The organism is Aquibium sp. ELW1220 (assembly GCF_030398385.1).
Lineage (GTDB): Bacteria > Pseudomonadota > Alphaproteobacteria > Rhizobiales > Rhizobiaceae > Aquibium.
In genome coordinates, this window is record NZ_JAOAOQ010000004.1 from 215277 (window position 1) to 237443 (window position 22167).

The window sequence follows — 22167 nt, forward strand, 5'->3', positions numbered from 1 at the left end:
GCGATCCCCTTCAGCGCAGCCGCGGAATGACCGCCACCGGCGCATGGCCGTGCTTGTCGAGGAAGGCGGCCAGCCGCACCGGATCGGGCGACAGGGTCTCGCCGTAGTCGCGCGCGTGGATGCCGCCCGACACATAGAGGGCGTCGATGTCGTTCTGTGTCGCGCCCTTCAGGTCGGTCAGCGCGCCGTCGCCGATCGCCAGCACGTCGGACGGCCCGATCGCGCGGCCGAGAATCTCGCCGGCAGCCTTCAGCGCAGCCTCGTAGATCGGGCGATGAGGCTTGCCCGAGATCAGCGTGCGGCCGCCGAGCTGCGAGAAATCGCGGGCCAGCGCGCCGGCGCACCAGATCAGCCGGTCGCCGCGCTCCACCACGATGTCGGGGTTGGCGCAAATGAAGGGCAGGTTGCGCGCGCGCAGCCGCTGCAGCAGTTCGGCATAGTCGTCCGGCGACTCGGTCTCGTCGTCGAACAGCCCGGTGCAGACGACGCTCGACGCTTCCGGCTCCTCGCAGAGCTCGACGTTCATGCCGTCGTAGATCGACAGGTCCCGGTCGGGTCCGATGTGGAACACGCGGCGCGAGCCCTCCGCGATCAGGTCGCGCGTGACATCGCCGGAGGTGACGATCCGATCATAGGCCTGAGCGGGCACGCCGAGCGCATCGAGTTGCGCCTTCACATCGGGAAAAGGGCGCGGCGCGTTGGTGATCAGAACGACCGCGAGGCCCTTCCCGCGCGCCCGCACCAACGCTTCGGATGCCTCGTCGAAGGCCCTGATCCCATTGTGGATGACGCCCCAGACGTCGCACAGCAGCGCCGCGTATCCGTCGGCGACCTCGTCGAGCGATGCGATCATTCGCGGCAGGTCGGGCATCGTCGCTCCTCGCTGGGGCGTTGGTCCTGCCGCTGCCCGTCCGGGCGGCGGCGGCCCCGGCATTAACCGAAGCCGTTCACCCTGTCATTATGTTTCGGTTCACATTCGCGGTGCACAATGGCTTGCTGTATGATGGACGAGACGCGTGACGGCGGGCGCCCGGCGACCAGGCATCCGCGTCACCGACCCGAGGGACGGGTATGCGACAGATCGCCGGAGCCGCCATTGCCGCGGCCGTTGTTGGAATCGTGCTTCATGCCGCTGGCGCCGCACCGGCAGCCGGAGGCGTGGATGGCGTGGCAGCGCCGCGGGGCATGGTCCTCGTGAGCCTGCTGCTTGCGGCCTTGGCGCTCGCCGTGGCGGGGCTCGCGATCTGGAAGGCGTGGCAGGCTAGAGCCGAGCTGGCGCGGCTGTCGCGCGGGCTCGACACCGCTTTGGCCGCGCTGGACGCCCGCACGAAGGCCGCGGACGCCGAGCGGCTGCTGCTCGAGGAGCGTCTGCGCACCGAAATCGACACGGTGGCCCTGCGCGGGGCGGCTGCGGGCAACCCGGCCCTGGCGGCCGAGGTCATTCCTCATCCGGCAATCGCCGGCAAGCGTCGTCCGGCGAAGACGGATCCCGCCGACACCGTCGAAATCGCGCTCGCCCGCGTCCTGGACGAGGACGAGTTGGAACTCAGCCTGGAGCCGATCGTCTCGGTCTCGCGCAATGCCGGCGTCGCCTTCGAGGTCCATGCCTGCCTGGAACTGGACGGCCATACGCATCACATCCACCGCCTGTCCTCCGCCAGCCGCCACGTCCAGCGGCACGCGTTCGAAAAGGCGCTGGTCCTGCGGGCGGCCGCGATCGCGCGGCGCCGGCTGGGCGCGAAGGGGGACAGGCTGCCGCTGCATTGTCCCATCTCCGAGGAACTGCTGCTCAACCCGAAGGATTGCGCCGAGATTGCTGCGCTGGTGACGATCAATCCTGCCCTGGCCGACCAGCTCGTCCTGTCCGTCCCTGCCCCGTTGCTGATCGCCTCGACCGGTGCGGTCGCCGCCGGGATCGACACGCTGAGCGCCTGCGGCCTGGGCTTCGCGGCCGAGGGCTGGGACAGGCCGGCCGAGGGCATCCGCGTCCTGCGCGATCGCGGGACGGTTGCGCTGAAGGCCGAAGCCGACCGGCTGCTCGACCGCATGAAGATCCGTCGCGGGGCGGCGGCGGGCGCCGAGCTGGTCGCCATCGCCAGGGCGGAGGGTCTGGCGATCGTCGCCTGCGGCATCCGCAGCGACGAGGACGCGGTGGAACTGCTCGACCTTGGAATCGACCTGATGGTCGGCCCCCGTTTCGCCGAGCCGAAGCGGTTGCGCCCGGGGCCCGCGAACACGCCGGGCGCGATGGCAGACGCACAAGCCGGTTAACGTCCGGTTGACACGGCCGGCTGCATTCGAACCGTACCGCAAACGGGACCTTAGCACCGCTCTGGCAGGATGCTCCGGCATGACGTTGCAGGGGTGCAGTATGTTTCGCAGATTTCTTGAGGACCGGCGCGGCAACTTCGCGATCGCGACGGCGGTGTCCATCGTGCCGATCCTTGGCGCCCTGGCGCTGGCGGTCGACTTCTCGGAGATGAGCCGGCAGCGCTCGCTGGCGCTGAACGCGCTCGATGCCGCCGGCATCGCGGCCGCGCGGTTCTACGTCGCCGGAGGTACCGCGGCCGACACGGAGGCCTACGCGAAGGACTTCTTCAAGGCCAACATGAACGGTATCGACACCAGCAGCGCCGAGTTCAATCTCACCTTGCCGAGCAGCGAGACGGGCGGCGGCCTCCTGACCATCGACGCCTCCTACACGTTCGAACCCTTCTTCTTCGGTTCCTTCGCCTCCCTGCTGTCCGTCGACGAGACCGCTCTCGAGATTTCTGCGGAGACCCAGGTCCGGCTGAAGAACACGCTGGAGGTCGCGCTCGTGCTCGATAACTCTGGCTCGATGGACTACACCGGCTCCGGCTCGGGCAAGAAGCGCATCGACCTGCTGAAGACGGCGGCCAAGCAGCTCGTCGAAACCCTGGCCGGCCAGGCCGCGCAGATCAAGCAGGTCGAAAAGCCGGTGCAGTTCTCGCTCGTGCCCTTCGCCGCCTCGGTCAACGTCGGCCCGACCAACGCCTCGGCCGCCTGGATGGACACGGAAGGCCGCTCGCCCGTTCACCACGAGAATTTCGACTGGTCGACCATGCCCTCCAACAAGCAGGTGACGCTGTCGGGCGGCATCTACTACAAGGTCGGCTCGGGCTGGGGCGACGCGGCCGGCGAGAAGGTCACGCGCTTCAGCCTCCTGAACGACATGCAGCGCGTCACGGGCCAGACCTGGAACAGCGACTGGCAATATGTCTGCACGCGCTATCGCAGCAACGGCAACTGCCGAAGCTACAGCTGGGTCGATTACGGCTCCTACAGCTACACCTACGGCAGCTATGCCAGCTGGCAGGGTTGCGTCGAGGTTCGCCCGCACCCCTACAACCTGAACGACACGGCGCCTTCGACGTCGACGCCGGCCACCCTGTTCGTCCCCATGTTCGCCCCCGACGAAACCGACCAGTATTCGAGCGGCAATGCACCGAACAGCTACTGGAGCGACCTGACGTCGTCGAGCAGCAACAGCACCCGCCAGAAATACATGCCGAAATACTTCGAGCCGAACGACACGTCGGCCGCAGGCAGCGGCTCCGGACCGAACGAATCCTGCACGACGAAGCCCATCACGGCCCTGACCGACGTGACGACGGTCACCGGCAAGGCCACGATGACCACTGCAATCGACGCCATGTCGCCGCTCGGCGCGACCAACGTGCCGGAAGGCATCGCCTGGGGCTGGCGGACGCTGTCGAGCGCAGCACCCTTCAGCGAGGGACGCGCCGAAACCGAGAAGGGCAACGACAAGGTGGTGATCGTGCTGACCGACGGCGCCAACACCTATTACACGCCGAGCTCGCTCGGCTATTCGGACGCGGCCGGCAACAAGTCGATCTACTCGGCCTACGGCTATGCCGGGGTCAACCAGTCGGGGCAGTCGAAGTCGCGCATCTTCATGGGAACCACCGCCAGCAGTTCGAGCTACACCAACAGCAACTACACAGCCGCCATGACAGAGCACATGAGCACGCTCTGCACGAACGCCAAGGCGCAGGGCATCACGGTCATGACGGTCGCGCTCGATCTCAGCTCGAGCAAGACCGACGAACTCGGCCAGATCAGCGCCATGAAGGCCTGCGCTTCCGATTCGAAGTTCCGCAAGGGCTCCGACGGCAACGCCGCCAAGCTGTTCTGGAACACCACCGGCGGCGAACTGGAGCAGACCTTCAAGGAAATCGCCGACGAACTGTCCAACCTCCGCTTCGTCGGCTGACGAGAGCATCCGGTTTGCTTGCGGCCGGCGGACCTCCGCCGGCCGTTCGCATGTGCCCGGTCGGGCAGCCGGGCGCATGAAACGATCGGCGGCGCCTTGATTTGCCGCCGGCAAGGCGCCATCTGACGCCCAGCCGCAGTCGAGCCCTGGGGCACCGGTATCGCCCCGGATTGACCGAAAGGCCTCCGCGAGAGCCATCACTTTCTCTTGACAGCCCGAGCCGCTGCGCCTATCTGAGCGGCGCGTTAGCACTCCCTCCAGGTGAGTGCTAACGAAGTCCGGTTCCGCCGGACGGGATAATTCCATCATCCGCATCGAGGATACCAAAATGTCAGAGACAAATTTCCGCCCGCTGCACGACCGCGTGGTGGTCCGCCGGGTCCAGTCGGAAGAGAAGACCAAGGGCGGGATCATCATCCCCGACACCGCCAAGGAGAAGCCGCAGGAAGGCGAGATCATCGCCGTCGGCTCCGGCGCGCGCGACGAGGCCGGCAAGCTGGTTCCGCTGGACGTCAAGGCCGGCGACCGCGTCCTCTTCGGCAAGTGGTCGGGCACCGAGGTCAAGCTCAACGGCGAAGACCTGCTGATCATGAAGGAATCCGACATCATGGGCATCATCGGCTGAGCCGAGCCCTGATCGAAACTGATCCACGGCCAGGTTCGACGACCGGCCGAAACTGTTGAGGAGCTAACACATGGCTGCCAAGGAAGTACGTTTTTCCCGTGATGCCCGCGAGCGGATGCTGCGCGGCGTCAACATCCTCGCCGACGCGGTGAAGGTCACGCTCGGCCCCAAGGGCCGCAACGTCGTCATCGACAAGTCGTTCGGCGCCCCGCGCATTACCAAGGACGGCGTCACCGTCGCCAAGGAGATCGAGCTCGAGGACAAGTTCGAGAACATGGGCGCCCAGATGGTGCGCGAAGTGGCCTCGAAGACCAACGACATCGCCGGTGACGGCACGACGACGGCGACCGTTCTCGCCCAGTCGATCGTCCAGGAAGGCCACAAGGCCGTTGCCGCCGGCATGAACCCGATGGACCTGAAGCGCGGCATCGACCTCGCCGTGACCGAAGCCGTCGCCAGCCTCGTCAAGAGCGCCAAGAAGATCAACACCTCCGCCGAAGTCGCGCAGGTCGGCACCATCTCCGCCAATGGCGAGAAGGAAATCGGCGAGATGATCGCCGAGGCCATGCAGAAGGTCGGCAACGAGGGTGTCATCACCGTCGAGGAAGCCAAGACCGCCGAGACCGAGCTCGAGGTCGTCGAGGGCATGCAGTTCGACCGCGGCTACCTGTCGCCCTACTTCGTCACCAACCCCGACAAGATGGTCGCCGAGCTCGAGGACGCCTACATCCTCCTGCACGAGAAGAAGCTGTCGAACCTCCAGGCGATGCTGCCGGTGCTCGAGGCGGTCGTCCAGACCTCCAAGCCGCTGGTCATCATCTCCGAGGACGTCGAGGGTGAGGCGCTCGCCACGCTGGTCGTCAACAAGCTGCGCGGCGGCCTGAAGATCGCTGCCGTCAAGGCGCCGGGCTTCGGTGATCGCCGCAAGGCCATGCTGGAGGACATCGCGATTCTCACCGGCGGCCAGGTGATCTCGGAAGACCTCGGCATCAAGCTCGAGAACGTCGGCCTTGACATGCTCGGCCGCGCCAAGAAGGTGTCGATCTCCAAGGAGAACACCACCATCGTCGACGGCGCCGGCAAGAAGGAAGAGATCCAGGGCCGCGTCGCCCAGATCAAGCAGCAGATCGAGGAGACCACCTCGGACTACGACCGCGAGAAGCTCCAGGAGCGCCTGGCCAAGCTCGCGGGCGGCGTCGCGGTCATCCGCGTCGGCGGCTCGACCGAGGTCGAGGTCAAGGAGAAGAAGGACCGCGTCGACGACGCCCTCAACGCGACCCGCGCGGCCGTGGAAGAAGGCATCGTCCCCGGCGGCGGCACCGCGCTGCTGCGCGCCTCGCTCGCCATCAAGGGTGAAGGCGCCAATGCCGACCAGAAGGCCGGCATCGCCATCGTCCGCCGCGCTCTCCAGGCTCCTTGCCGCCAGATCGCGTCGAACGCGGGTGCCGAGGCGTCGATCGTCGCGGGCAAGATCCTCGACAACGCCAGCGAGACCTACGGCTACAACGCCCAGACCGGCGAGTTCGGCGACATGATCGCCATGGGCATCGTCGACCCGGTCAAGGTCGTCCGCACGGCTCTCCAGGACGCGGCTTCGGTCGCCGGCCTGCTGGTCACCACCGAGGCCATGATCGCCGAAGCTCCGAAGAAGGAAGCTGCCGGAGGCGGCATGCCCGGCGGAATGGGCGGCGGCATGGGCGGCATGGGCGGCATGGACTTCTAAGTCCACGCTTCCAGCCAACCGGTCGAAATGCGAGGGGCGGTCCGCAAGGGCCGCCCTTTCTGCGTCCGGAGACGTCGTCGTCACCGCCGGCGACGCGTCGGAGGCTCGGCGCGCCGCTTTGACCGGGAGCGGTCCATGGTATACGCTGCATCCCACGGACATACAGTGGGATCAGTCATGAAGGTCGATGACAAGACACAGGTTTCCATCCGCGTCCCGGCTGCGATGATCGGCGACTTCGAGCGCATCGCCCGCGCGCTCGATCGCGACCGGACCTGGGTCATGCTCCGCGCGTTCCGGACATATCTGGACGGCGAAGGCAGGCAGTTGCTGGACGAGATCGAGGGACTGGATCAACTCGATGCCGGGGAAGGCATCGATCTCGACGAAGTCCTCGACGAAGCCGAGGCCATCACCGCGGCGGCGCATTCGAACCGGCGTGCCAAGGCTGGCTGATGGCGCCGCGCCGGGCCCGTATGGCGCCGGCGGCCAGGCGCCGGTTCCTTGAGGCGATCGCCTATGTCGCCGAACGGAACCCTCGTGCGGCCGAACGTATCGTCAAGGAGATGCGCGCTCTCCAGGCGCGGCTGATCAGTTTCCCCAATCTTGGCGTACGCGGGGATATCCCGGGAACCCGCCGGGTTGTCATGGCACCATACGTGCTCACCACGCGAATCCTGGGCGATGGGATTGAAATCGTCGCCTTTCGGCACGGTCGCCAGGAGGATGCCCGGGCGCCTTCGGAACTTCTGGAAGAAATCGCCGATGACGCGCCGCCGAAACCCGAGGGTGGACGTTAGACCGAGGCGACGCCAGGAGACCTACGGCTAGAACGCCCAGACCGGCGAGTTCGGCGACATGATCGCCATGGGCATCGTTGACCCGGTCAAGGTCGTCCGCACGGCTCTCCAGGACGCGGCTTCGGTCGCCGGCCTGCTGGTCACCACCGAGGCCATGATCGCCGAAGCTCCCAAGAAGGAAGCTGCCGGCGGCGGCATGCCCGGCGGAATGGGCGGCGGCATGGGCGGCGGCATGGGCGGCATGGACTTCTAAGGTCCGTCCCCTCCCCGGCCCAGGCCGGGGAACCAGCCACGCAGACATGAAAAGGGCGGCTCGCGAGGGCCGCCCTTTTTCGCATCGACGACGAATCACTCCCGATGCATACTTCGGAGGGGAAAGTAATGCCCGCCGGGGTCGGCATGACGCCGTCCAGCCGGATAAAGTAGGAATGTGCGTCTGTTCGGCGCGCATCTTGCTGTCGCCAATTGTGTGTATTATTTTACACGGGGGCGGAGATGGAGCGCGACAGCCGTGCGCTGATCAGGATGCTGGAACGCGATGGCTGGTTCGAGATCGGGGTGACCGGGTCGCACCACCACTTCAAACATCCGACGAAGCCCGGCAAGGTGACCGTTCCGCACCCGCGAAAGGACATCCCGCCTGGAACCGTGCGATCGGTCCTGAAGCAGGCGGGGTTGATGGAGAAGAAGTAAAAAATTGCGATACATCGCCTTCATCCACAAGGAGCCCGACAGTGTCTACGGCGTCAGCTTCCCCGACCTTCCCGGCTGCATCTCCGCCGGTGATACGATCGACGAGGCGGTGCAGAACGCCGTCGAGGCTCTGGCCGGGCACGTGAGGATGCTGGAGTCCGACGGCGATCCGGTGCCGGCGCCACGCGATTTCGACGCCATCATGTCCGATCCGGACCTCGAAGAGGACCGCCAGGGCGCCATGACCACCATCGTGCCCCTCGTGCGCGACCGCGGCTCGACGGCGCGCATCAACGTGTCCTTCGACCTCGGCCTCCTCGAAGCCATCGACGCCGCCGCCAAGGCTCGCCGCCAGACGCGCTCTGCCTTCCTGGCGAGCGCCGCCCGCCGTGAAATCGTCGAGTAGCCGCCGCCAGCCCCTTCACCGATACAGCAGCGTCGGCAGCCACAGCGTCAGCGCCGGCACGAACGTCACCAGCGCCAGCACCACCCCGAGCGGGATCAGGAATGGCGCGGTCGCCACCACGCAGCGCTCGAACGGCACCTTCGACACCCGCGCCAGCACGTAGAGCACGAGGCCGACCGGCGGGGTGAGCAGCCCGATCATCAGGTTGAGCACCACGATCACGCCGAAATGCACCGGGTCGACGCCGACCTTGACGGCGATCGGCAAGAGCACCGGCACCAGGATCGTGATCGCGGCTACCGTTTCCAGGAAGCAGCCGACGACGAGCAGGATCAGGTTGATCAGCAGAAGCACGATGATCGGGTTCTCCGACACCGTCAGCACCAGGGCGGCAAAGTGCTCGGGCACGCGGTTGGAGGCGAGGATCCAGGCAAAGATCGAGGCCGACGCCACGATGAACAGCACCACGGCCGTCGTCTCGATCGTGTCGAACGAGACGCGCAGGAAGCGCCGCAGCGACAGCGTCCGGTAGACCACGAGCCCGAGGAACAGCGCCCAGACGCAGGCGGCGATCGCCGCTTCCGTCGGCGTGAAGGCGCCCGACAGGATGCCGCCGACGATGATCACCGGCGTCATCAGCGACAGGAAGGCACGCAGGAAGGTGGAACCCAGAACCGGGATCGAAAAGGCCTGGTCTCGTTGATAGCCGTGCCGGCGCGCATAGATCGCCACCATGATCATCAGCGCCACCGCCATGATCAGCCCGGGCACGAAGCCGGCCGCGAAGAGCTGGCCGATCGAGGCGCCCGCAACGACGCCGTAGATGACCATCGGCAGCGAGGGCGGGATGATCGGTCCGATCGTCGACGAGGCCGCGGTGATGCCCACCGCGAAGCCCGGGTCGTAGTTAGCGTCGCGCATCGCCTTGATCTCGATGGCGCCAAGCCCGCCGGCATCCGCCACCGCGGCACCCGACATGCCGGCGAAGATGACCGAGGCGCCGATGTTGACGTGCCCGAGCCCTCCGCGCATCCACCCCACCAGCGCCTTGGCGAAGTCGAAGATGCGCTCCGTGATGCCGGCCGAGTTCATCAGATTGCCGGCGAGGATGAAGAACGGCACGGCGAGCAGCGGGAAGGAATCGACCCCGTTGATCATCCGGTGCACGACCACGACGTCCGGGATGCGCCCGTCGAGGAAGATGAACACCGCCGAGGCGCCGGCGAGCGCGATGGCCACCGGGACACCCAGCATGAGCATCACGAGGAGAAGCACGAAAAGCAGGGTCAGGAGCATGGTCGGGCGCCGGTCTAGAGGGTGGGGCCGGTGGCGGAGAACAGCTCCGGATCGACGAGGCGGCTGGTGCCGGTGCGAATGTGGCGCACGAGCACCACGACGCCGTAGACGGTCATGCCGGCGAAGCACGCCGCGACGGCCCAGTAGACGATCGATTTCGGCAGGTCGATCGCGCCCATCATCTGCTGCGTGCGCTGCGCCAGCCCGATGCAAAGCCATCCGGTGATGGCGTAGAAGGCGAGCGCCACGAGGTCGACGGCAATCTGCAGGGCGAGCCGCGCTCGGCGCGGCAGCCAGCGGTAGACGAGCTCGACCGCGATGTGGCTTTCCTTGCGCACCGCCATCACCGCGCCGATGAAGGTGACGCCGATCAGGAGGTAGCGCGCGATCTCCTCGGTCCAGCCCAGCGAATTGTTGAGCACGTAGCGCGTGAAAAACTGTAGGAACACGACCACGGCCAGCGTCCAGAAGACGACGAGCACGATGCCGTCCTGAAGCTGGACGTCGTCCAGCCGCTCGCTCTCGTCCGGCTCGACGCCGGAATCATCCTGCCGCATGCTGATCTCCGCAGAGGAAGGCCGGCGGCGCGGAACTGCGCCGCCGGGAACCACGAGAAGGGACGCCGCCGCCCCTGCCGCGCTTGCCAGCGCGTGCGGGTCGGCGGCCGCGCCTTTGCCCTCGCTACTGGATGGCCTGCAGCCTGTCGTAGGTCGGCTGGTCCCAGGTCGCGTCCGCGCTGTTGTGCAGCGTCATCGTCGCCTCGCGGAACGGGCGTCGATCGACCTCGCGCACGTCGACGCCCTGGTCCCTGAACCACTGGACGAGGTTCTTCTCGGACTCGATGATCTGCCCGGTGGCGCAGACGGAGGTCTCGTCGAGCACGGTCTCGAGCGCCGCCTGGTCGGCCGCGTCCATGGCATTCCAGGCCGGGCCACCGACGATGGTCAAGAGCGCGTCGGTGATGTGGCCGGTCAAGTTGATGTGCTTCTGCACCTCGTAGAACTTCTTCGCCTGAATGGTCGGCAGCGGGTTCTCCTGCGCGTCCACCGTTCCCTGCTGCAGGGCGAGGTAGACTTCCGCGAAGGCGATGGGCGTCGGGTTGGCGCCCGCCGCCTTGGGGAACATCATGTACAGCGGCGCATCCGGAACGCGGATCTTCAGGCCGGCGAGATCCTCGGGCTTGTCGATCGGCTTGTTGGACGTGACGTGCCGCTCGCCGTAATAGGTCATCGAGGTGATGTGGTTGCCGGTGGCGTCGGTATAGCCCTTGGCCAGATCCTTGAAGAGGTCGGAATTGCGGTATTTGTCCCAGTGCGCGTAGTCGCGGAACATGTAGGGCGCACCGCCGATGGCGATCGGCCCGTAGGACCGCCCTGCGAACAGCTGGCCGGTATAGATGATGTCGACGGTGCCGAGCCCGAGCCCCTCGTTGATGTCGGATTCCTTGCCGAGCGAGGAGGCCGGGAAGACCTCGACCGAATAGCGCCCGTCGGTCGCCGCCTTCAGCTTGTCGGACGCAGCCACCGCGCAGGTGTGATAGGGCTCGCTCACTTCGTAGACATGGGCCCACTTGAGCGCCGTTTCGGCTGATGCGGGCGCCGTCGCCGCAAGGCAAACGGCAGCTGAACTGGCCAGTGCGGCCATCGTCTTGATGGTGTTCACGATCGTCTCCTCCCGAGAAATCTGTGTTTCGGCGCGGCTCCTCCCGCCCGATCTTTTCATTTGTCTTGGCGCCGTCCCGGACCTCGCCGGGTGTACATCCTCCTGCTGTTCTCTACCCTCGAAGACGAGTATCGACAGGATGGAACGGGAAATCAAGCGACGGCTAAAATCGGGGTGGCGCGCAGGCGCGCTCTCACCCGTTCCGCGCGGCAAGGACCTTGTCGATGCGCCGCCCGTCGAGGTCGACGACCTCGAAGCGCCACTTGCCGACCTCGATCGCTTCGCCCGTGTCCGGCAGTCGCTTGAAGGCGTCGAGCAGGAAGCCGGCCACCGTCTCGTAGCTGCGCCGCTCCGGCAGTTCGAGCCGCAGCAGGTCGGCCATCTCGTCGGCCGGCATCGAACCGGCGAGCAGCCAGGAGCCGTCGGCGCGCTGGTGCGCCTCGGGGCCTTCGCCTTCCTCCTCGTCGGAGCGGAAGGCGCCGGCGATCGCATCGAGGATATCGGCGGGCGTGATCACGCCCTCGAAATGGCCGAACTCGTCATGGACGAGCACCATCGGAACGTCCGCCTTCTGCAGGGTCTCCAGCACAACCAGCGCCGACATCGTGTCAGGCACCACCGGGGCGGCCCGGACATGGTCGGCGAGCGCCGACGGCGGCTTCGACAGCAGGCCGGTCGCCAGATCGCGGACGCGCACCACGCCGACCACAGAATCGACGCTGCCCTCGTAGACCGGCACCCGCGTATGACTGGTCGCCAGCAGCGCCGCGCGCAGCGCGTCCGGTGACAGCGCGGCATCGATGGCCTCGACTTCGGTGCGCGGCGTCATCAGGGCGCGGGCGGTCCGGTCGCCGAGCCGCATCACGCCCGAGATCATCGCCTGCTCGGCCGCCTCAATGACACCGGCGCTCTCGGCTTCGGCGATGACGGTGCGGATCTCTTCGTCGGACATCGTCGATCCGGCGTCGCCCGACATCCCGGTCAGCCGCAGGATCGCCCGGGTGGAGGCGTCGAGCAGCCAGATCACCGGCGCGGCGATGCGCGAGAACATCTCCATCGCCGGTGCCATCATGCAGGCGAAACCCTCGGCGTTGCGCAAGGCGAGATGCTTGGGCACCAGTTCGCCGATGATCACCGACAGGAAGGTGATCAGGCCGATGACGATGCCGTAGCCGGCGACTTCGGCGACGTTCTCGGTGACGCCGTAGCCCATGAGGATGGCACTCATGCGCGCGCCGAGCGCGGCACCCGAGAAGGCGCCGGCCAGGATGCCGATCAGCGTGATGCCGATCTGCACGGCCGAGAGGAAGCGCCCGGGCTCCTCGGCCAGCCGCAACGCGGCCTTCGCGCCGGCCCGCCCCTGCTCCGCCAGCACCGCCAGCCGCGGCTTGCGCGCCGACACGACGGACAGCTCCGACAGCGCGAAGACGCCGTTGAGCAGGATGAGGCACGCCGCGACGATCAGCTCGAACATGTCGTCAGGGGTAGGACGTCGCGGTGACCGGGTCAACGGTGCGCGCGCCGGTTGGCGATGCGCGACCGAGGCCATCGAAGCAATCTCAGCCACTTGGCCGCGGCGATTGAATCGATTTGGCAGCGGCAGCGGCGCAATCTTCGCTTGAAGCGCTCCGTCCCGCGCGCTACCCGAACGCTCGTACCGATCCGAGGAACCCGCCATGACCGACGCCCCCAGCACCCGCACCGAGACCGACACCTTCGGCCCGATCGAGGTCGCCTCCGACCGCTACTGGGGCGCGCAGGCGCAGCGATCGCTCGGAAACTTCAGGATCGGCTGGGAAAAGCAGCCGCTGTCGGTGGTCCGGGCGCTGGGCATCGTCAAGCAGGCGGCGGCCGAGGCCAACATGGCGCTCGGCCGGCTCGACCCGGTCATCGGCGGGACGATCGTGAAGGCCGCGCAGGAGGTGATCGACGGCAAGCTCGACGCGCATTTCCCGCTGGTCGTCTGGCAGACCGGCTCGGGCACGCAGTCCAACATGAACGCCAACGAGGTGATTTCCAACCGGGCGATCGAGATGCTGGGCGGCGTGATGGGCTCCAAGAAGCCGGTCCACCCCAACGACCACGTCAACATGAGCCAGTCGTCGAACGACACCTATCCCACGGCCATGCACGTCGCCTGCGCCGAGCGCATCGTCCACGATCTCCTGCCGGCCTTGAAGCACCTGCACGCCGCGCTGGACGAGAAGGCCAAGGCCTTCGACCACATCGTCAAGATCGGCCGCACCCACACCCAGGACGCCACGCCGCTGACGCTCGGCCAGGAGTTTTCCGGCTATGCCGCGCAGGTCGCCTCATCGATCAGGCGCATCGAGCTGACGCTGCCCGGCCTGATGGAACTCGCCCAGGGCGGCACGGCGGTCGGCACCGGCCTCAACGCGCCGATCGGCTTCGCCGAAAAGGTGGCCGAGCGCATCGCCGCGATCACCGGCCTGCCCTTCGTCACGGCGCCCAACAAGTTCGAGGCGCTGGCGGCGCATGATTCGATGGTCTTCAGCCACGGCGCCATCAACGCCGCCGCCGCCGCCCTGTTCAAGATCGCCAACGACATCCGCTTCCTCGGCTCGGGGCCGCGCTCCGGCCTCGGCGAACTGTCGCTGCCGGAAAACGAGCCTGGCTCCTCGATCATGCCGGGCAAGGTCAACCCGACGCAGTCGGAAGCGCTGACGCAGGTCTGCGTCCAGGTCTTCGGCAACAACGCAGCGCTCACCTTCGCCGGCAGCCAGGGCCATTTCGAGCTGAACGTCTACAATCCGCTGATGACCTACAATTTCCTGCAATCGGTGCAGCTCCTGTCGGATGCCGCCCGCTCCTTCACCGACAATTGCGTCACCGGCATCGAGGCCCGCGAAGACAACATCAAGGCAGCCCTCGACCGCTCGCTGATGCTCGTGACCGCCCTCGCCCCGACCATCGGCTACGACGCGGCAGCGAAGATCGCCAAGACGGCCCACAAGAACGGCACCACCCTGCGCGAGGAGGCGTTGGCGACCGGTCTCGTCACCGCGGAGGATTACGACCGCATCGTGCGGCCGGAGCTGATGACGCAGCCGGGTTGAGGTCGGCGTCTCCGTCCCTCATCGCACCGCCCACAGCCGCGCCTCCCTCGTCTTCGTCATCCCGGAACGGCGTCCGAGCGCAGCGAAGGACGACGTATCCGGGATCCATGCCCCGCCGCCCATGCCCGCGCTCCGGTCCACGACGAGGCATGCGCCACCGCCGTAGCGTCCCATCGCTGGCGCGCGTCCGGTCGCCGGAGCGTCCCCTCACCGGAGCGTCCCGGACACCGCCGCCATGTCTCCGTCGTCCCGCCTTCGACGGCCGCCGAGGCTTGGATCCCGGGTCTGCGCCTCCGCTTCGCTCCGGCTTCGCCCGGGATGACGAAGGTGACGGGGGCGCCTCCCTCCGGCTTCGTCATCCCGGAACGGCGTCCAAGCGTAGCGAAGGACGACGTATCCGGGATCCATGCCCCGCCGCCCATGCCCGCGCTCCGGTCCACGACGAGGCATGCGCCACCGCCGGCGCGTCCCATCGCCCGGGCGCGTCCCGTCGCCGGTGCGTCCCCGGACCTAGCCACAATGTCTCCGTCGTCCCGCCTTCGACGACCGCCGAGGCATTGATCCAGGGTCTGCGCCTCCGCTCCGCTCCGGCTTCGCCCCGGATGACGAAGGTGATGGGGGCGTCTCCCGGTCCCGCGGGTCGCCGACCGGCGACGGCTCTCCGTCATCGTTCAACATTAGTGAACGTATCGTCGGCGCACCCGGCGCTATCGGTTTCCGCCGATCCGGGTATGGTCACGCCACGACCAATCCCCCCTCGGAGACTCACATGTCCAACAGCGTCATCCTCCTCATCGGCCGAATCCTCCTGTCGGTCATGTTCATCATGTCCGGCTTGTCGAAGTTCGGCGGCATCGAAGGCACGGCCGGCTACATCGGCTCGGTCGGCCTGCCGGCCGCGACCGCGCTCGCCTGGCTCGCCGCCATCTTCGAGACCGTGGCCGGCATCGCCATCCTCGTCGGCTTCCAGACGAAGATCGCAGCCCTCCTGCTCGCCGCCTTCTGCGTCTTCGCCGGCTACGTCTTCCACTTCCAGCCGGAAGACCAGATGCAGATGATCTCCTTCATGAAGAACCTGACCATCGCCGGCGGCTTCCTCGCCCTCTTCGTTTCGGGTCCCGGCTCACTCTCGGTCGACGCCCGCACCGGCAAGCTCGCGACGGCCTGACCTCCAGGGCGCGCCGCCCAGGCCGCGAGTTTCAGCACTGCCGCGCAGCGGCGAAGGCCCGGCTCCCCCAAGCCGGGCCTTTTCTGCGTCGGGCCGCAAGCGCCGCGCGCCTCAGGCCGTCTTCAGTTCCGTGATCCCGAGTTCGCCCACCATCTCGTCGCGCATGATGAATTTCTGCGGCTTGCCGGTCACCGTCATCGGCAGCGAGGGGCGGATGCGCACGTAGCGCGGGATCTTGTAATGCGCGATCTGACCCTGGCAGAAGGCGCGGATTTCCTCCTCGGTCGGCGCCTCGCCGGCCGGCACGATCCAGGCACAGACCTCCTCGCCGTAGCGCTTGTCCGGCACGCCGAACACCTGAACCTCGCGCACCTTGGGATGACGGTAGAGGAACTCCTCCACCTCGCGCGGATAGACGTTCTCGCCGCCGCGGATGATCATGTCCTTCACCCGGCCGACGATGTTGCAATAGCCCTCGGTGTCGATGGTCGCGAGGTCGCCGGTGTGCATCCAGCCTTCCTTGTCGATCGCCTCGCCGGTCTTCTCGGGCTCGTCCCAGTAGCCCTTCATGACCGAATAGCCGCGCGTGCACAGTTCGCCCCGCTCGCCCGGCGGCACGGTGCGCCCGTCCGCGTCCACCACCTTCACCTCGACATGCGGGTGCACGCGCCCCACCGTCGAGACGCGCTTGTCCAGCGGGTCGTCGACATGGCTCTGAAACGACACCGGGCTCGTCTCGGTCATGCCGTAGGCGATCGTCACCTCGCGCATGTTCATCTGGCTCTGCACCTTCTTCATCACCTCGATCGGGCACGGCGCGCCGGCCATGATGCCCGTTCGGAGCGACGTCAAGTCGAAGCCCGAAAAGCCGGGATGGTCGAGCATCGCGACGAACATCGTCGGCACGCCGTAGAGCGCCGTGCAGCGTTCCGCCGAAACCGCCTTCAGCGTGGCCTCCGGATCGAAGCCCTCGCCTGGAAACACCATCGCCGCGCCCTTGGTGACGCAGCCCAGCGTCCCCATCACCATGCCGAAGCAATGGTAGAGCGGCACGGGAATGCACAGCCGGTCCTCTTGCGTCAGGTTCATCGCCGCCGTGACGAACTGTGCATTGTTGAGGATGTTGGAATGGGACAGCGTCGCCCCCTTCGGCGCGCCGGTGGTGCCGGAGGTGAACTGGATGTTGATCGCCTCGTCCCGATCAAGGCCCGCCGTGATGTCGTCGAGCCGCGCGCGCTCCTTCGCCGTGCCGAGCCCCGGCACGGCGTCGAAGTTCAGCATTCCCGGCGACACGGCATCGCCCATGCGGATGACGAACTGCAGCGTGGGCAGCCGCGCCGCCTTGAGTTCGCCCGGCTTCGCGGCCGAAAGCTCCGGCGCCAGTTCGGCCACCATGCCCAGATAGTCGGACGTCTTGAAGCTTGCTGCCGTCACCAGCGCCCGGCAGCCGACCTTGTTCAGCGCGTATTCCAGTTCGTAGAGCCGGTAGGCCGGGTTGATGTTGACCATCACCAGACCGATCCGCGCCGTTGCGAACTGCGTCAGCAGCCATTCCCAGCGGTTCGGCGACCAGATGCCGATCCGGTCGCCCTTGTCGAGACCGAGCGCCAGCAGCCCGGCGGCGAGATCGTCCACCGCGGCGGCGAACTGCGACCAGGTCACCCGCACCCCCTGCGCGGCAAACACGGCCGCCGGCCGGTCGGGATAACGCGCCACCGTTCGCGCCAGCGCCTGCGGGATCGTCTCCTCCAGCAGCGGTACCGAACGGTCGCCCGTCACGTGCGACAGGCCGTCGATGGGCGCGAGCGAATGCGGCGCGCCGGCGTCTGTGGTCATGAATGGTCCTCCCCGATGCACGTCTCCGGCAGACGTCTCCGCGCCCGCCGGTCTCTCGTTGCCGAGTGTATCAGGCGGCCGGTCCAGCGCAATCGCCGGCCTTTCGCCGAACCGCTACGCCACCGCCGCGCGCACGCGGGCACGCACGTCCGCCAGCAGAGCCGCATCCGCCGCCGCCCGCTCTCGCCTTGAGGCGACGAGGCAGGCCTGCGACTTCAGGATCACCCCGTCGTCCAGGATGCGCAGATGGTTGGCCCTGAGCGTCGAGCCGGTGGTGGTGATGTCGACGATGATGTCGGCCGAGCCCGCAGCCGGCGCGCCCTCGGTGGCGCCGAGGCTCTCGACGATGCGGTAGACCTGGATGCCGTGCATCTGCGAGAAGAACTGCTGCGTCAGCCGCCAGTATTTCGTCGCGATCCGCAGCCTGCGCCCGTGCCGCTGGCGAAACTCGGCCGCCACGTCGTCGAGGTCGGCCATGGTCGACACGTCGAGCCAGATGTCGGGCACCGCCACCACCACGTCGGCCTCGCCGAAGCCCAGCCTTGCTGCGATCTCCACCTTCGCGTCCCACTCCGCCAGCGTCTCGCGCACCAGGTCCTCGCCGGTCACGCCGCAATCGACATTGCCCTGGCCGAGCTCGCTGGCGATCTCGGAGGCAGACAGGAACGCCACCTCGATGTCGTCGCGCCCGCCGACCCTGGCGCGATAGCGCCGCTGGTCGGCCGGCTCCTCCACCGGCAGCCCCGCCTTCGCGAACACCTCCAGCGCCTGCTCGCGCAGCCGGCCCTTCGACGGGAGAGCGATGGTGATGCTCATGGGCGGCGCTCCGGAAGCCTGGCGCCGCTGGAGTTGCGCTCGTGCATGAGGATGCGTGATGAGATGTCGCAAGAAAGCACCCCCTCACCGACCCTTCGGGCCACCTCTCCCCCTGCCCGGGGGAGAGGAAGCGCGCCAACGGCTGCCTCGCCACCAGTCCGGTGACGGGGAAAGGTCGAGCAGCGACGACGAGGCTTTTCCTCTCCCCCGGGCAGGGGGAGAGGTGGCTCGCGAAGCGAGACGGTGAGGGGGTGCTCGACGCCGTAGGATGAAACAGCAATCACCGCAATCATCACGCCCCTCCCCGCAGCGCTTCCACCCGGTCGAGCCAGACCGAGAAGCCCACGCCGGGGATCGGCGCGGTCGCGCCGAGCAGCGTCAGGAGCCGGTCGTAGCGGCCGCCGCCCACCAGCGTCCGCGCCGCACCTTCGGCGGAGATTTCGAAGACCAGGCCGGTGTAATAGTCGAGCGGCCGGCCGAAGGCGGCGTCGTAGATGATCGCCCCGACCGGCAGGCCATGCCCGGCCACGGCTTGCGCGCGCGCCGAAAACCGCTCAAGCGCCGCGCCCAGCGATACGCCAGCGCTGGCGGCGAAGCCTTCCAGCACGTCGGCGGCCGTGTCCAGCGACGCGCGGATGGCGAGGAAGGCCTTCAGCGCCGAAAACGCCTCGGCCGACAGCCGCACGCTTCGCAACTCCGCCTTCTCGATCAGCCGCCGCGCGATCTCGTCGGGCGTGCGCCCGAGCGCTGGCGACAGGCCGGTCTCAGCCATCCCCTCGGCGATCTGCGCGGCGAGCGCTGCGCGATCGCCGTCGGCCACCAGTTCCGCCACGCGGCCCGGCAGCGCAGAGGCCTTCGGCGGGTTGGCGAGGTCGGCGAGCGCCGCTTCCAGCTGCTCGGCCGAACCGAAGGCGCGCGCCAGCCGCATGCGCCAGCCGCGCGGCAGGCCGAGCGCGGCCAGCACCGCCTCGAACACCGACTGGTCGCCGAGCGTCACCGTCAGCCCCCGCCCGGGCAGCGCCAGCGAAAGCAGCGCATGCGCGTCGGCAATGGAGCGCGCGTCGGCCATGGCCGCGTCGGTCTCGCCCAGATCCTCGATGCCGGCCTGGAAGAATTCGTTGCCACCCTCCCGCCGCTGCCGGAACACCTCGCCCAGATAGGCATACCGGCGCGGCGTGCCGGCCTGGCTGGCGATGTGGTCGAGGCACACCGGAATGGTGAACTCCGGCCGCAGGCAGAGTGCGGCGCCCGTCTCGCTCTCGGTGAGAAAAATCCGCCGCCGCAGATCCTCGCCCGCCATGTCGAGAAACGGATCCGCCGGCTGGATCACCGGCACGTCGACCATATGCGCGCTGCGCTCGGCGAAGAGCGCTGTGAGGGCGGGAGCAATGGCGGGGATGCGGGTCATGGGCGGCACGCTGCAGCGGACGGTCCGGCCATCGCTCCGTCTCGCTTTGTGCCACGGCCGACGCGGGCCTCCCTTCCTCCGACCCGCGCATCGCCTCTGCCGGAGAAGGTTTCCCCCCCTCCGACAGGTCGAGCACCTCGAACACCCTACCCCCGCTCCGCCGCCTGCGCCGCGATGATGCCCCGCACCGTCGCCACCAGTTCGCTCTCCAAAACCTCCACCTGCGCCGGCCGCCCCTCGCGCCATTCGGCATTGTCGGTGATCGTCGCCGCCATCCGCGCGCCCTCGACGAGGTCCTTGATCTGCACGACGCCCTTGGCGCGCTCGTCGCCGCCCTGGATGACGACGCACGGAGCCCCCCGTCTGTCGGCATATTTCATCTGCGGCTTCATGCCCGAGCCGCCGAGATACATCTCGGCGCGGATGCCAGCGGCGCGCAACTCGCCCACCATCTTCTGGTAGCGGCCGAGGCTGTCCGTATCCCGGTCCATCACCAGCACCACCACCGGACCCGGCACGTCGGCCGTCTGCAGCTTGCCGAGGTTCTTCAGCGCCGTCATCAGCCGCGACACGCCGATCGAAAACCCCGTCGCCGGCACCGGCTCGCCGCGGAAGCGCGACACCAGCCCGTCATACCGCCCGCCGCCGCCGACCGACCCGAACCGCACGATCTGCCCGTCCTCGTTGGGAATCTCGGCCAGCAGCTCGGCCTCGTAGACCGGGCCGGTGTAGTATTCGAGGCCGCGGACGACGGAGGGGTCGATTTTGACTCTATCTATGCCATATCCCGCAGCACGTACGAGCTTCCATACAGTCTCCAACTCGTCCAATCCACCGCGAGCAGTTGCATTCTCGTAGAACGAGGATTGCATCTCGTTGATGATGTACCAGTCAGCAGAATCTGCATCGGAAACGTTTGACGGCAACGACTCCAGACAATCGATTTCAACAGAAACCTTATTTGCCATATCGAGGAAGCTGACGACACGCAAAACCTGCCCCTCATCCAGCCCAGCCCCCTTCGTGAAATCCCCCTCGCCTTCTTTCCCGCCATCCCAGCGCCCTGCCCCGAGCAGCAGCCGCACGCCCTCGACGCCGAACTTGTCCAGCTTGTCGATCGCCCTGAGCACCGTCAGCCGGCGCCCCGCGTTCTCCTCGCCGCCGAGCCCGATCGCCTCCAGCACCCCGTCCAGCACCTTGCGGTTGTTCACCCGGATCACGTAATCCCCGCGCGGAATCCCCAGCGCCTCCATCACATCCGCCATCATCATCGCCATCTCGGCGTCGGCGGCCACGCCCGGCGTGCCGACCGAGTCGGCGTCGAACTGCATGAACTGGCGGAAGCGGCCCGGCCCCGGCTTCTCGTTGCGGAACACCCAGCCCTGGCGGTAGCTGCGGAACGGCTTCGGCAGCTTCTCGAAATTCTCCGCCACGTAGCGCGCCAAGGGCGCGGTCAGGTCGTAGCGCAGCGACAGCCACTGCTCGTCGTCGTCCTGGAAGGAGAACACGCCCTCGTTCGGCCGGTCCTGGTCGGGCAGGAATTTTCCCAGCGCGTCGGTGTACTCGATCATCGGCTGCTCCACCGGCTCGAAGCCGTAGAGCTCGTAGACGGCGCGGATCTTGGCGCACATCTCGTCCACGGCGCGGATGTCGGCCGCCTGCCGGTCGACGAAGCCGCGCGGCATGCGCGCTTTCATCTTCTCGCTCTTTCCGGTCATTTCCGTCGCATTTCCGGCCGGTTCGCGCATGCCCCCGGCCCTCGAGAACAATCCTGCGCGCGTTTAGCCGATGGGGCCGGAAGCGGCAAGGGTGAGGCTTCGCCGCAACACCCCGCGCCGCATGAACCACTGCCCAGAAGCCGCCAACATCGCGCCCAAATTGCGCCTTGCCGGCCCAACATCTTCTACGGCGTGTGAAGTTCTTCGCCGCGCGGCCCGCGGCCGAAGGACAGGCAAGGCACCGAAAGGAACGGGACGAGGTTCCCGGCACGACGCAGATGGACACCAAGAGCCACGACACCACCGCCCCTTCCCTGCCACTGACGGGCGGCCTCCGGCCCGCGCGCGGCAGCGACGCCCACCGCGAGGGCGGTTCCGACGGCGCGATGCGCGGCGCCACGATGACGCTGGTGATCGCGCTCTATCCTCTCGTCGGTTCGGTGACGGTGGTAATCGCAGCCCTTCTGCTCGCCGGCGGAGCACTGGCGGGATGAGCGGCATGGACAATCACCACCAGGGCCACCCGCACGACCTGCCCGCGCAGGGCGGCGCCGGTCTTCGCGCGACGATCCTCGTCGCCATCGTCACGATGCTCGCCGCCGCCCTGCTGCTCGGATTCGGCGGCTGGGAGCCGGACCTTTGCTCGGCCCTGCGCGCCGGCTATCCGCTCTGCGCGCTCTAGCG

The 22167-nt window shown here is 67.6% G+C and carries 21 protein-coding genes and 1 pseudogene; 13 read left to right on the forward strand and 9 right to left on the reverse strand.

The features are described from left to right. Positions 1 to 10: 10 nt before the first annotated feature. A complete protein-coding gene (locus N1F91_RS05755; protein WP_289990785.1) occupies positions 11 to 871 on the reverse strand; it encodes a TIGR01459 family HAD-type hydrolase in 861 nt (286 codons plus the stop codon). Between the two features lie 296 nt (positions 872 to 1167). Between N1F91_RS05755 and N1F91_RS05760 the strand changes: the two genes are divergently transcribed. The 9 genes and pseudogenes from N1F91_RS05760 (at position 1168) to N1F91_RS05800 (ending at position 8502) form a co-directional block, all read left to right on the forward strand. Next, a complete protein-coding gene (locus N1F91_RS05760) occupies positions 1168 to 2271 on the forward strand; it encodes an EAL domain-containing protein (RefSeq protein ID WP_289990786.1) in 1104 nt (367 codons plus the stop codon). A 100-nt stretch (positions 2272 to 2371) separates the two neighbouring features. After that, a complete protein-coding gene (locus tag N1F91_RS05765; RefSeq protein ID WP_289990787.1) occupies positions 2372 to 4255 on the forward strand; it encodes a pilus assembly protein in 1884 nt (627 codons plus the stop codon). A gap of 328 nt (positions 4256 to 4583) precedes the next feature. Next, positions 4584 to 4880 (forward strand): co-chaperone GroES, encoded by a 297-nt coding sequence (gene groES / locus N1F91_RS05770; RefSeq protein ID WP_289990788.1) that lies wholly within the window; start codon positions 4584 to 4586, stop codon positions 4878 to 4880. Between the two features lie 70 nt (positions 4881 to 4950). Beyond that, positions 4951 to 6603, forward strand: coding sequence for a chaperonin GroEL (groL, locus tag N1F91_RS05775; RefSeq protein ID WP_289990789.1), 1653 nt, complete (start codon positions 4951 to 4953; stop codon positions 6601 to 6603). 177 nt (positions 6604 to 6780) lie between these two features. Further along, positions 6781 to 7059, forward strand: a complete 279-nt coding sequence (locus N1F91_RS05780) for a ribbon-helix-helix domain-containing protein (RefSeq protein ID WP_289990790.1) — start codon at positions 6781 to 6783, stop codon at positions 7057 to 7059. Then, positions 7059 to 7403, forward strand: a complete 345-nt coding sequence (locus N1F91_RS05785) for a type II toxin-antitoxin system RelE/ParE family toxin (protein WP_289990791.1) — start codon at positions 7059 to 7061, stop codon at positions 7401 to 7403. The genes N1F91_RS05780 and N1F91_RS05785 overlap by 1 nt, the downstream gene beginning before the upstream one ends. Before the next feature lie 19 nt (positions 7404 to 7422). After that, positions 7423 to 7656, forward strand: a pseudogene (locus N1F91_RS05790) (TCP-1/cpn60 chaperonin family protein); the annotation flags it as partial. Between the two features lie 242 nt (positions 7657 to 7898). Beyond that, positions 7899 to 8096, forward strand: coding sequence for a type II toxin-antitoxin system HicA family toxin (locus tag N1F91_RS05795; RefSeq protein WP_289990792.1), 198 nt, complete (start codon positions 7899 to 7901; stop codon positions 8094 to 8096). 4 nt (positions 8097 to 8100) lie between these two features. Then, positions 8101 to 8502 carry a type II toxin-antitoxin system HicB family antitoxin gene (locus tag N1F91_RS05800; protein WP_289990793.1) on the forward strand — a complete coding sequence of 134 codons (402 nt, stop codon included), beginning with the start codon at positions 8101 to 8103 and terminating at the stop codon, positions 8500 to 8502. A gap of 15 nt (positions 8503 to 8517) precedes the next feature. Here N1F91_RS05800 and N1F91_RS05805 read toward each other — a convergent pair whose 3' ends face one another. The 4 genes from N1F91_RS05805 to N1F91_RS05820 form a co-directional block, all read right to left on the reverse strand. Continuing rightward, the gene (locus tag N1F91_RS05805) at positions 8518 to 9798 is read right to left on the reverse strand and encodes a TRAP transporter large permease (protein WP_289990794.1); all 1281 of its coding nucleotides are present in this window, start codon (positions 9796 to 9798) and stop codon (positions 8518 to 8520) included. A 14-nt stretch (positions 9799 to 9812) separates the two neighbouring features. Continuing rightward, positions 9813 to 10355, reverse strand: coding sequence for a TRAP transporter small permease (locus N1F91_RS05810; RefSeq protein ID WP_289990795.1), 543 nt, complete (start codon positions 10353 to 10355; stop codon positions 9813 to 9815). 124 nt (positions 10356 to 10479) lie between these two features. After that, a complete protein-coding gene (locus N1F91_RS05815) occupies positions 10480 to 11460 on the reverse strand; it encodes a sialic acid TRAP transporter substrate-binding protein SiaP (RefSeq protein ID WP_289990796.1) in 981 nt (326 codons plus the stop codon). Positions 11461 to 11653: 193 nt separating this feature from the next. Then, on the reverse strand, positions 11654 to 12934 hold the full coding sequence (locus tag N1F91_RS05820) for a hemolysin family protein (protein ID WP_289990797.1): 1281 nt from the start codon (positions 12932 to 12934) through the stop codon (positions 11654 to 11656). A 202-nt stretch (positions 12935 to 13136) separates the two neighbouring features. Here N1F91_RS05820 and fumC point away from each other — a divergent pair, with 202 nt between their 5' ends. Together fumC and N1F91_RS05830 are read left to right on the forward strand one after the other, a co-directional pair. Next, a complete protein-coding gene (gene fumC, locus N1F91_RS05825) occupies positions 13137 to 14537 on the forward strand; it encodes a class II fumarate hydratase (RefSeq protein WP_289990798.1) in 1401 nt (466 codons plus the stop codon). Positions 14538 to 15306: 769 nt separating this feature from the next. Next, entirely contained in the window at positions 15307 to 15705 is a 399-nt protein-coding gene (locus tag N1F91_RS05830; protein ID WP_289990799.1) for a DoxX family protein, read from the forward strand. A 111-nt stretch (positions 15706 to 15816) separates the two neighbouring features. Here N1F91_RS05830 and N1F91_RS05835 read toward each other — a convergent pair whose 3' ends face one another. From N1F91_RS05835 to hisS, 4 genes are all read right to left on the reverse strand, one after another. Continuing rightward, positions 15817 to 17541: an AMP-binding protein gene (locus N1F91_RS05835; RefSeq protein ID WP_289990800.1), complete on the reverse strand. Its 1725-nt coding sequence runs from the start codon at positions 17539 to 17541 to the stop codon at positions 15817 to 15819. A 114-nt stretch (positions 17542 to 17655) separates the two neighbouring features. After that, positions 17656 to 18357 carry an ATP phosphoribosyltransferase gene (gene hisG / locus N1F91_RS05840; protein WP_289990801.1) on the reverse strand — a complete coding sequence of 234 codons (702 nt, stop codon included), beginning with the start codon at positions 18355 to 18357 and terminating at the stop codon, positions 17656 to 17658. A 292-nt stretch (positions 18358 to 18649) separates the two neighbouring features. Then, positions 18650 to 19765: an ATP phosphoribosyltransferase regulatory subunit gene (locus N1F91_RS05845; protein ID WP_289990802.1), complete on the reverse strand. Its 1116-nt coding sequence runs from the start codon at positions 19763 to 19765 to the stop codon at positions 18650 to 18652. A 146-nt stretch (positions 19766 to 19911) separates the two neighbouring features. Beyond that, complete coding sequence (hisS, locus tag N1F91_RS05850) at positions 19912 to 21483, reverse strand: histidine--tRNA ligase (protein ID WP_289990803.1); 1572 nt, start codon at positions 21481 to 21483, stop codon at positions 19912 to 19914. 278 nt (positions 21484 to 21761) lie between these two features. On the opposite strand from hisS, the gene N1F91_RS05855 reads away from it, so the two are divergent. Both N1F91_RS05855 and N1F91_RS05860 read left to right on the forward strand, forming a co-directional pair. Continuing rightward, a complete protein-coding gene (locus N1F91_RS05855) occupies positions 21762 to 21977 on the forward strand; it encodes a hypothetical protein (protein WP_289990804.1) in 216 nt (71 codons plus the stop codon). Positions 21978 to 21982: 5 nt separating this feature from the next. Then, a complete protein-coding gene (locus tag N1F91_RS05860; RefSeq protein WP_289990805.1) occupies positions 21983 to 22165 on the forward strand; it encodes a hypothetical protein in 183 nt (60 codons plus the stop codon). The last annotated feature ends 2 nt before the right edge of the window (positions 22166 to 22167 follow it).

Excerpts from the sequence above, each read along its gene's own strand:
- N1F91_RS05805 (WP_289990794.1), bottom strand. The coding sequence starts at position 9,798 with ATGCTCCTGACCCTGCTTTTCGTGCTTCTCCTCGTGATGCTCATGCTG.
- N1F91_RS05830 (WP_289990799.1), top strand. The coding sequence starts at position 15,307 with ATGTCCAACAGCGTCATCCTCCTCATCGGCCGAATCCTCCTGTCGGTC.
- N1F91_RS05795 (WP_289990792.1), top strand. The coding sequence starts at position 7,899 with ATGGAGCGCGACAGCCGTGCGCTGATCAGGATGCTGGAACGCGATGGC.
- N1F91_RS05835 (WP_289990800.1), bottom strand. The coding sequence starts at position 17,541 with ATGACCACAGACGCCGGCGCGCCGCATTCGCTCGCGCCCATCGACGGC.
- N1F91_RS05860 (WP_289990805.1), top strand. The coding sequence starts at position 21,983 with ATGGACAATCACCACCAGGGCCACCCGCACGACCTGCCCGCGCAGGGC.
- N1F91_RS05810 (WP_289990795.1), bottom strand. The coding sequence starts at position 10,355 with ATGCGGCAGGATGATTCCGGCGTCGAGCCGGACGAGAGCGAGCGGCTG.
- groL (WP_289990789.1), top strand. The coding sequence starts at position 4,951 with ATGGCTGCCAAGGAAGTACGTTTTTCCCGTGATGCCCGCGAGCGGATG.
- groES (WP_289990788.1), top strand. The coding sequence starts at position 4,584 with ATGTCAGAGACAAATTTCCGCCCGCTGCACGACCGCGTGGTGGTCCGC.
- hisG (WP_289990801.1), bottom strand. The coding sequence starts at position 18,357 with ATGAGCATCACCATCGCTCTCCCGTCGAAGGGCCGGCTGCGCGAGCAG.
- fumC (WP_289990798.1), top strand. The coding sequence starts at position 13,137 with ATGACCGACGCCCCCAGCACCCGCACCGAGACCGACACCTTCGGCCCG.
- N1F91_RS05785 (WP_289990791.1), top strand. The coding sequence starts at position 7,059 with ATGGCGCCGCGCCGGGCCCGTATGGCGCCGGCGGCCAGGCGCCGGTTC.
- hisS (WP_289990803.1), bottom strand. The coding sequence starts at position 21,483 with ATGACCGGAAAGAGCGAGAAGATGAAAGCGCGCATGCCGCGCGGCTTC.
- N1F91_RS05820 (WP_289990797.1), bottom strand. The coding sequence starts at position 12,934 with ATGTTCGAGCTGATCGTCGCGGCGTGCCTCATCCTGCTCAACGGCGTC.
- N1F91_RS05755 (WP_289990785.1), bottom strand. The coding sequence starts at position 871 with ATGCCCGACCTGCCGCGAATGATCGCATCGCTCGACGAGGTCGCCGAC.
- N1F91_RS05845 (WP_289990802.1), bottom strand. The coding sequence starts at position 19,765 with ATGACCCGCATCCCCGCCATTGCTCCCGCCCTCACAGCGCTCTTCGCC.
- N1F91_RS05780 (WP_289990790.1), top strand. The coding sequence starts at position 6,781 with ATGAAGGTCGATGACAAGACACAGGTTTCCATCCGCGTCCCGGCTGCG.
- N1F91_RS05855 (WP_289990804.1), top strand. The coding sequence starts at position 21,762 with ATGGACACCAAGAGCCACGACACCACCGCCCCTTCCCTGCCACTGACG.
- N1F91_RS05765 (WP_289990787.1), top strand. The coding sequence starts at position 2,372 with ATGTTTCGCAGATTTCTTGAGGACCGGCGCGGCAACTTCGCGATCGCG.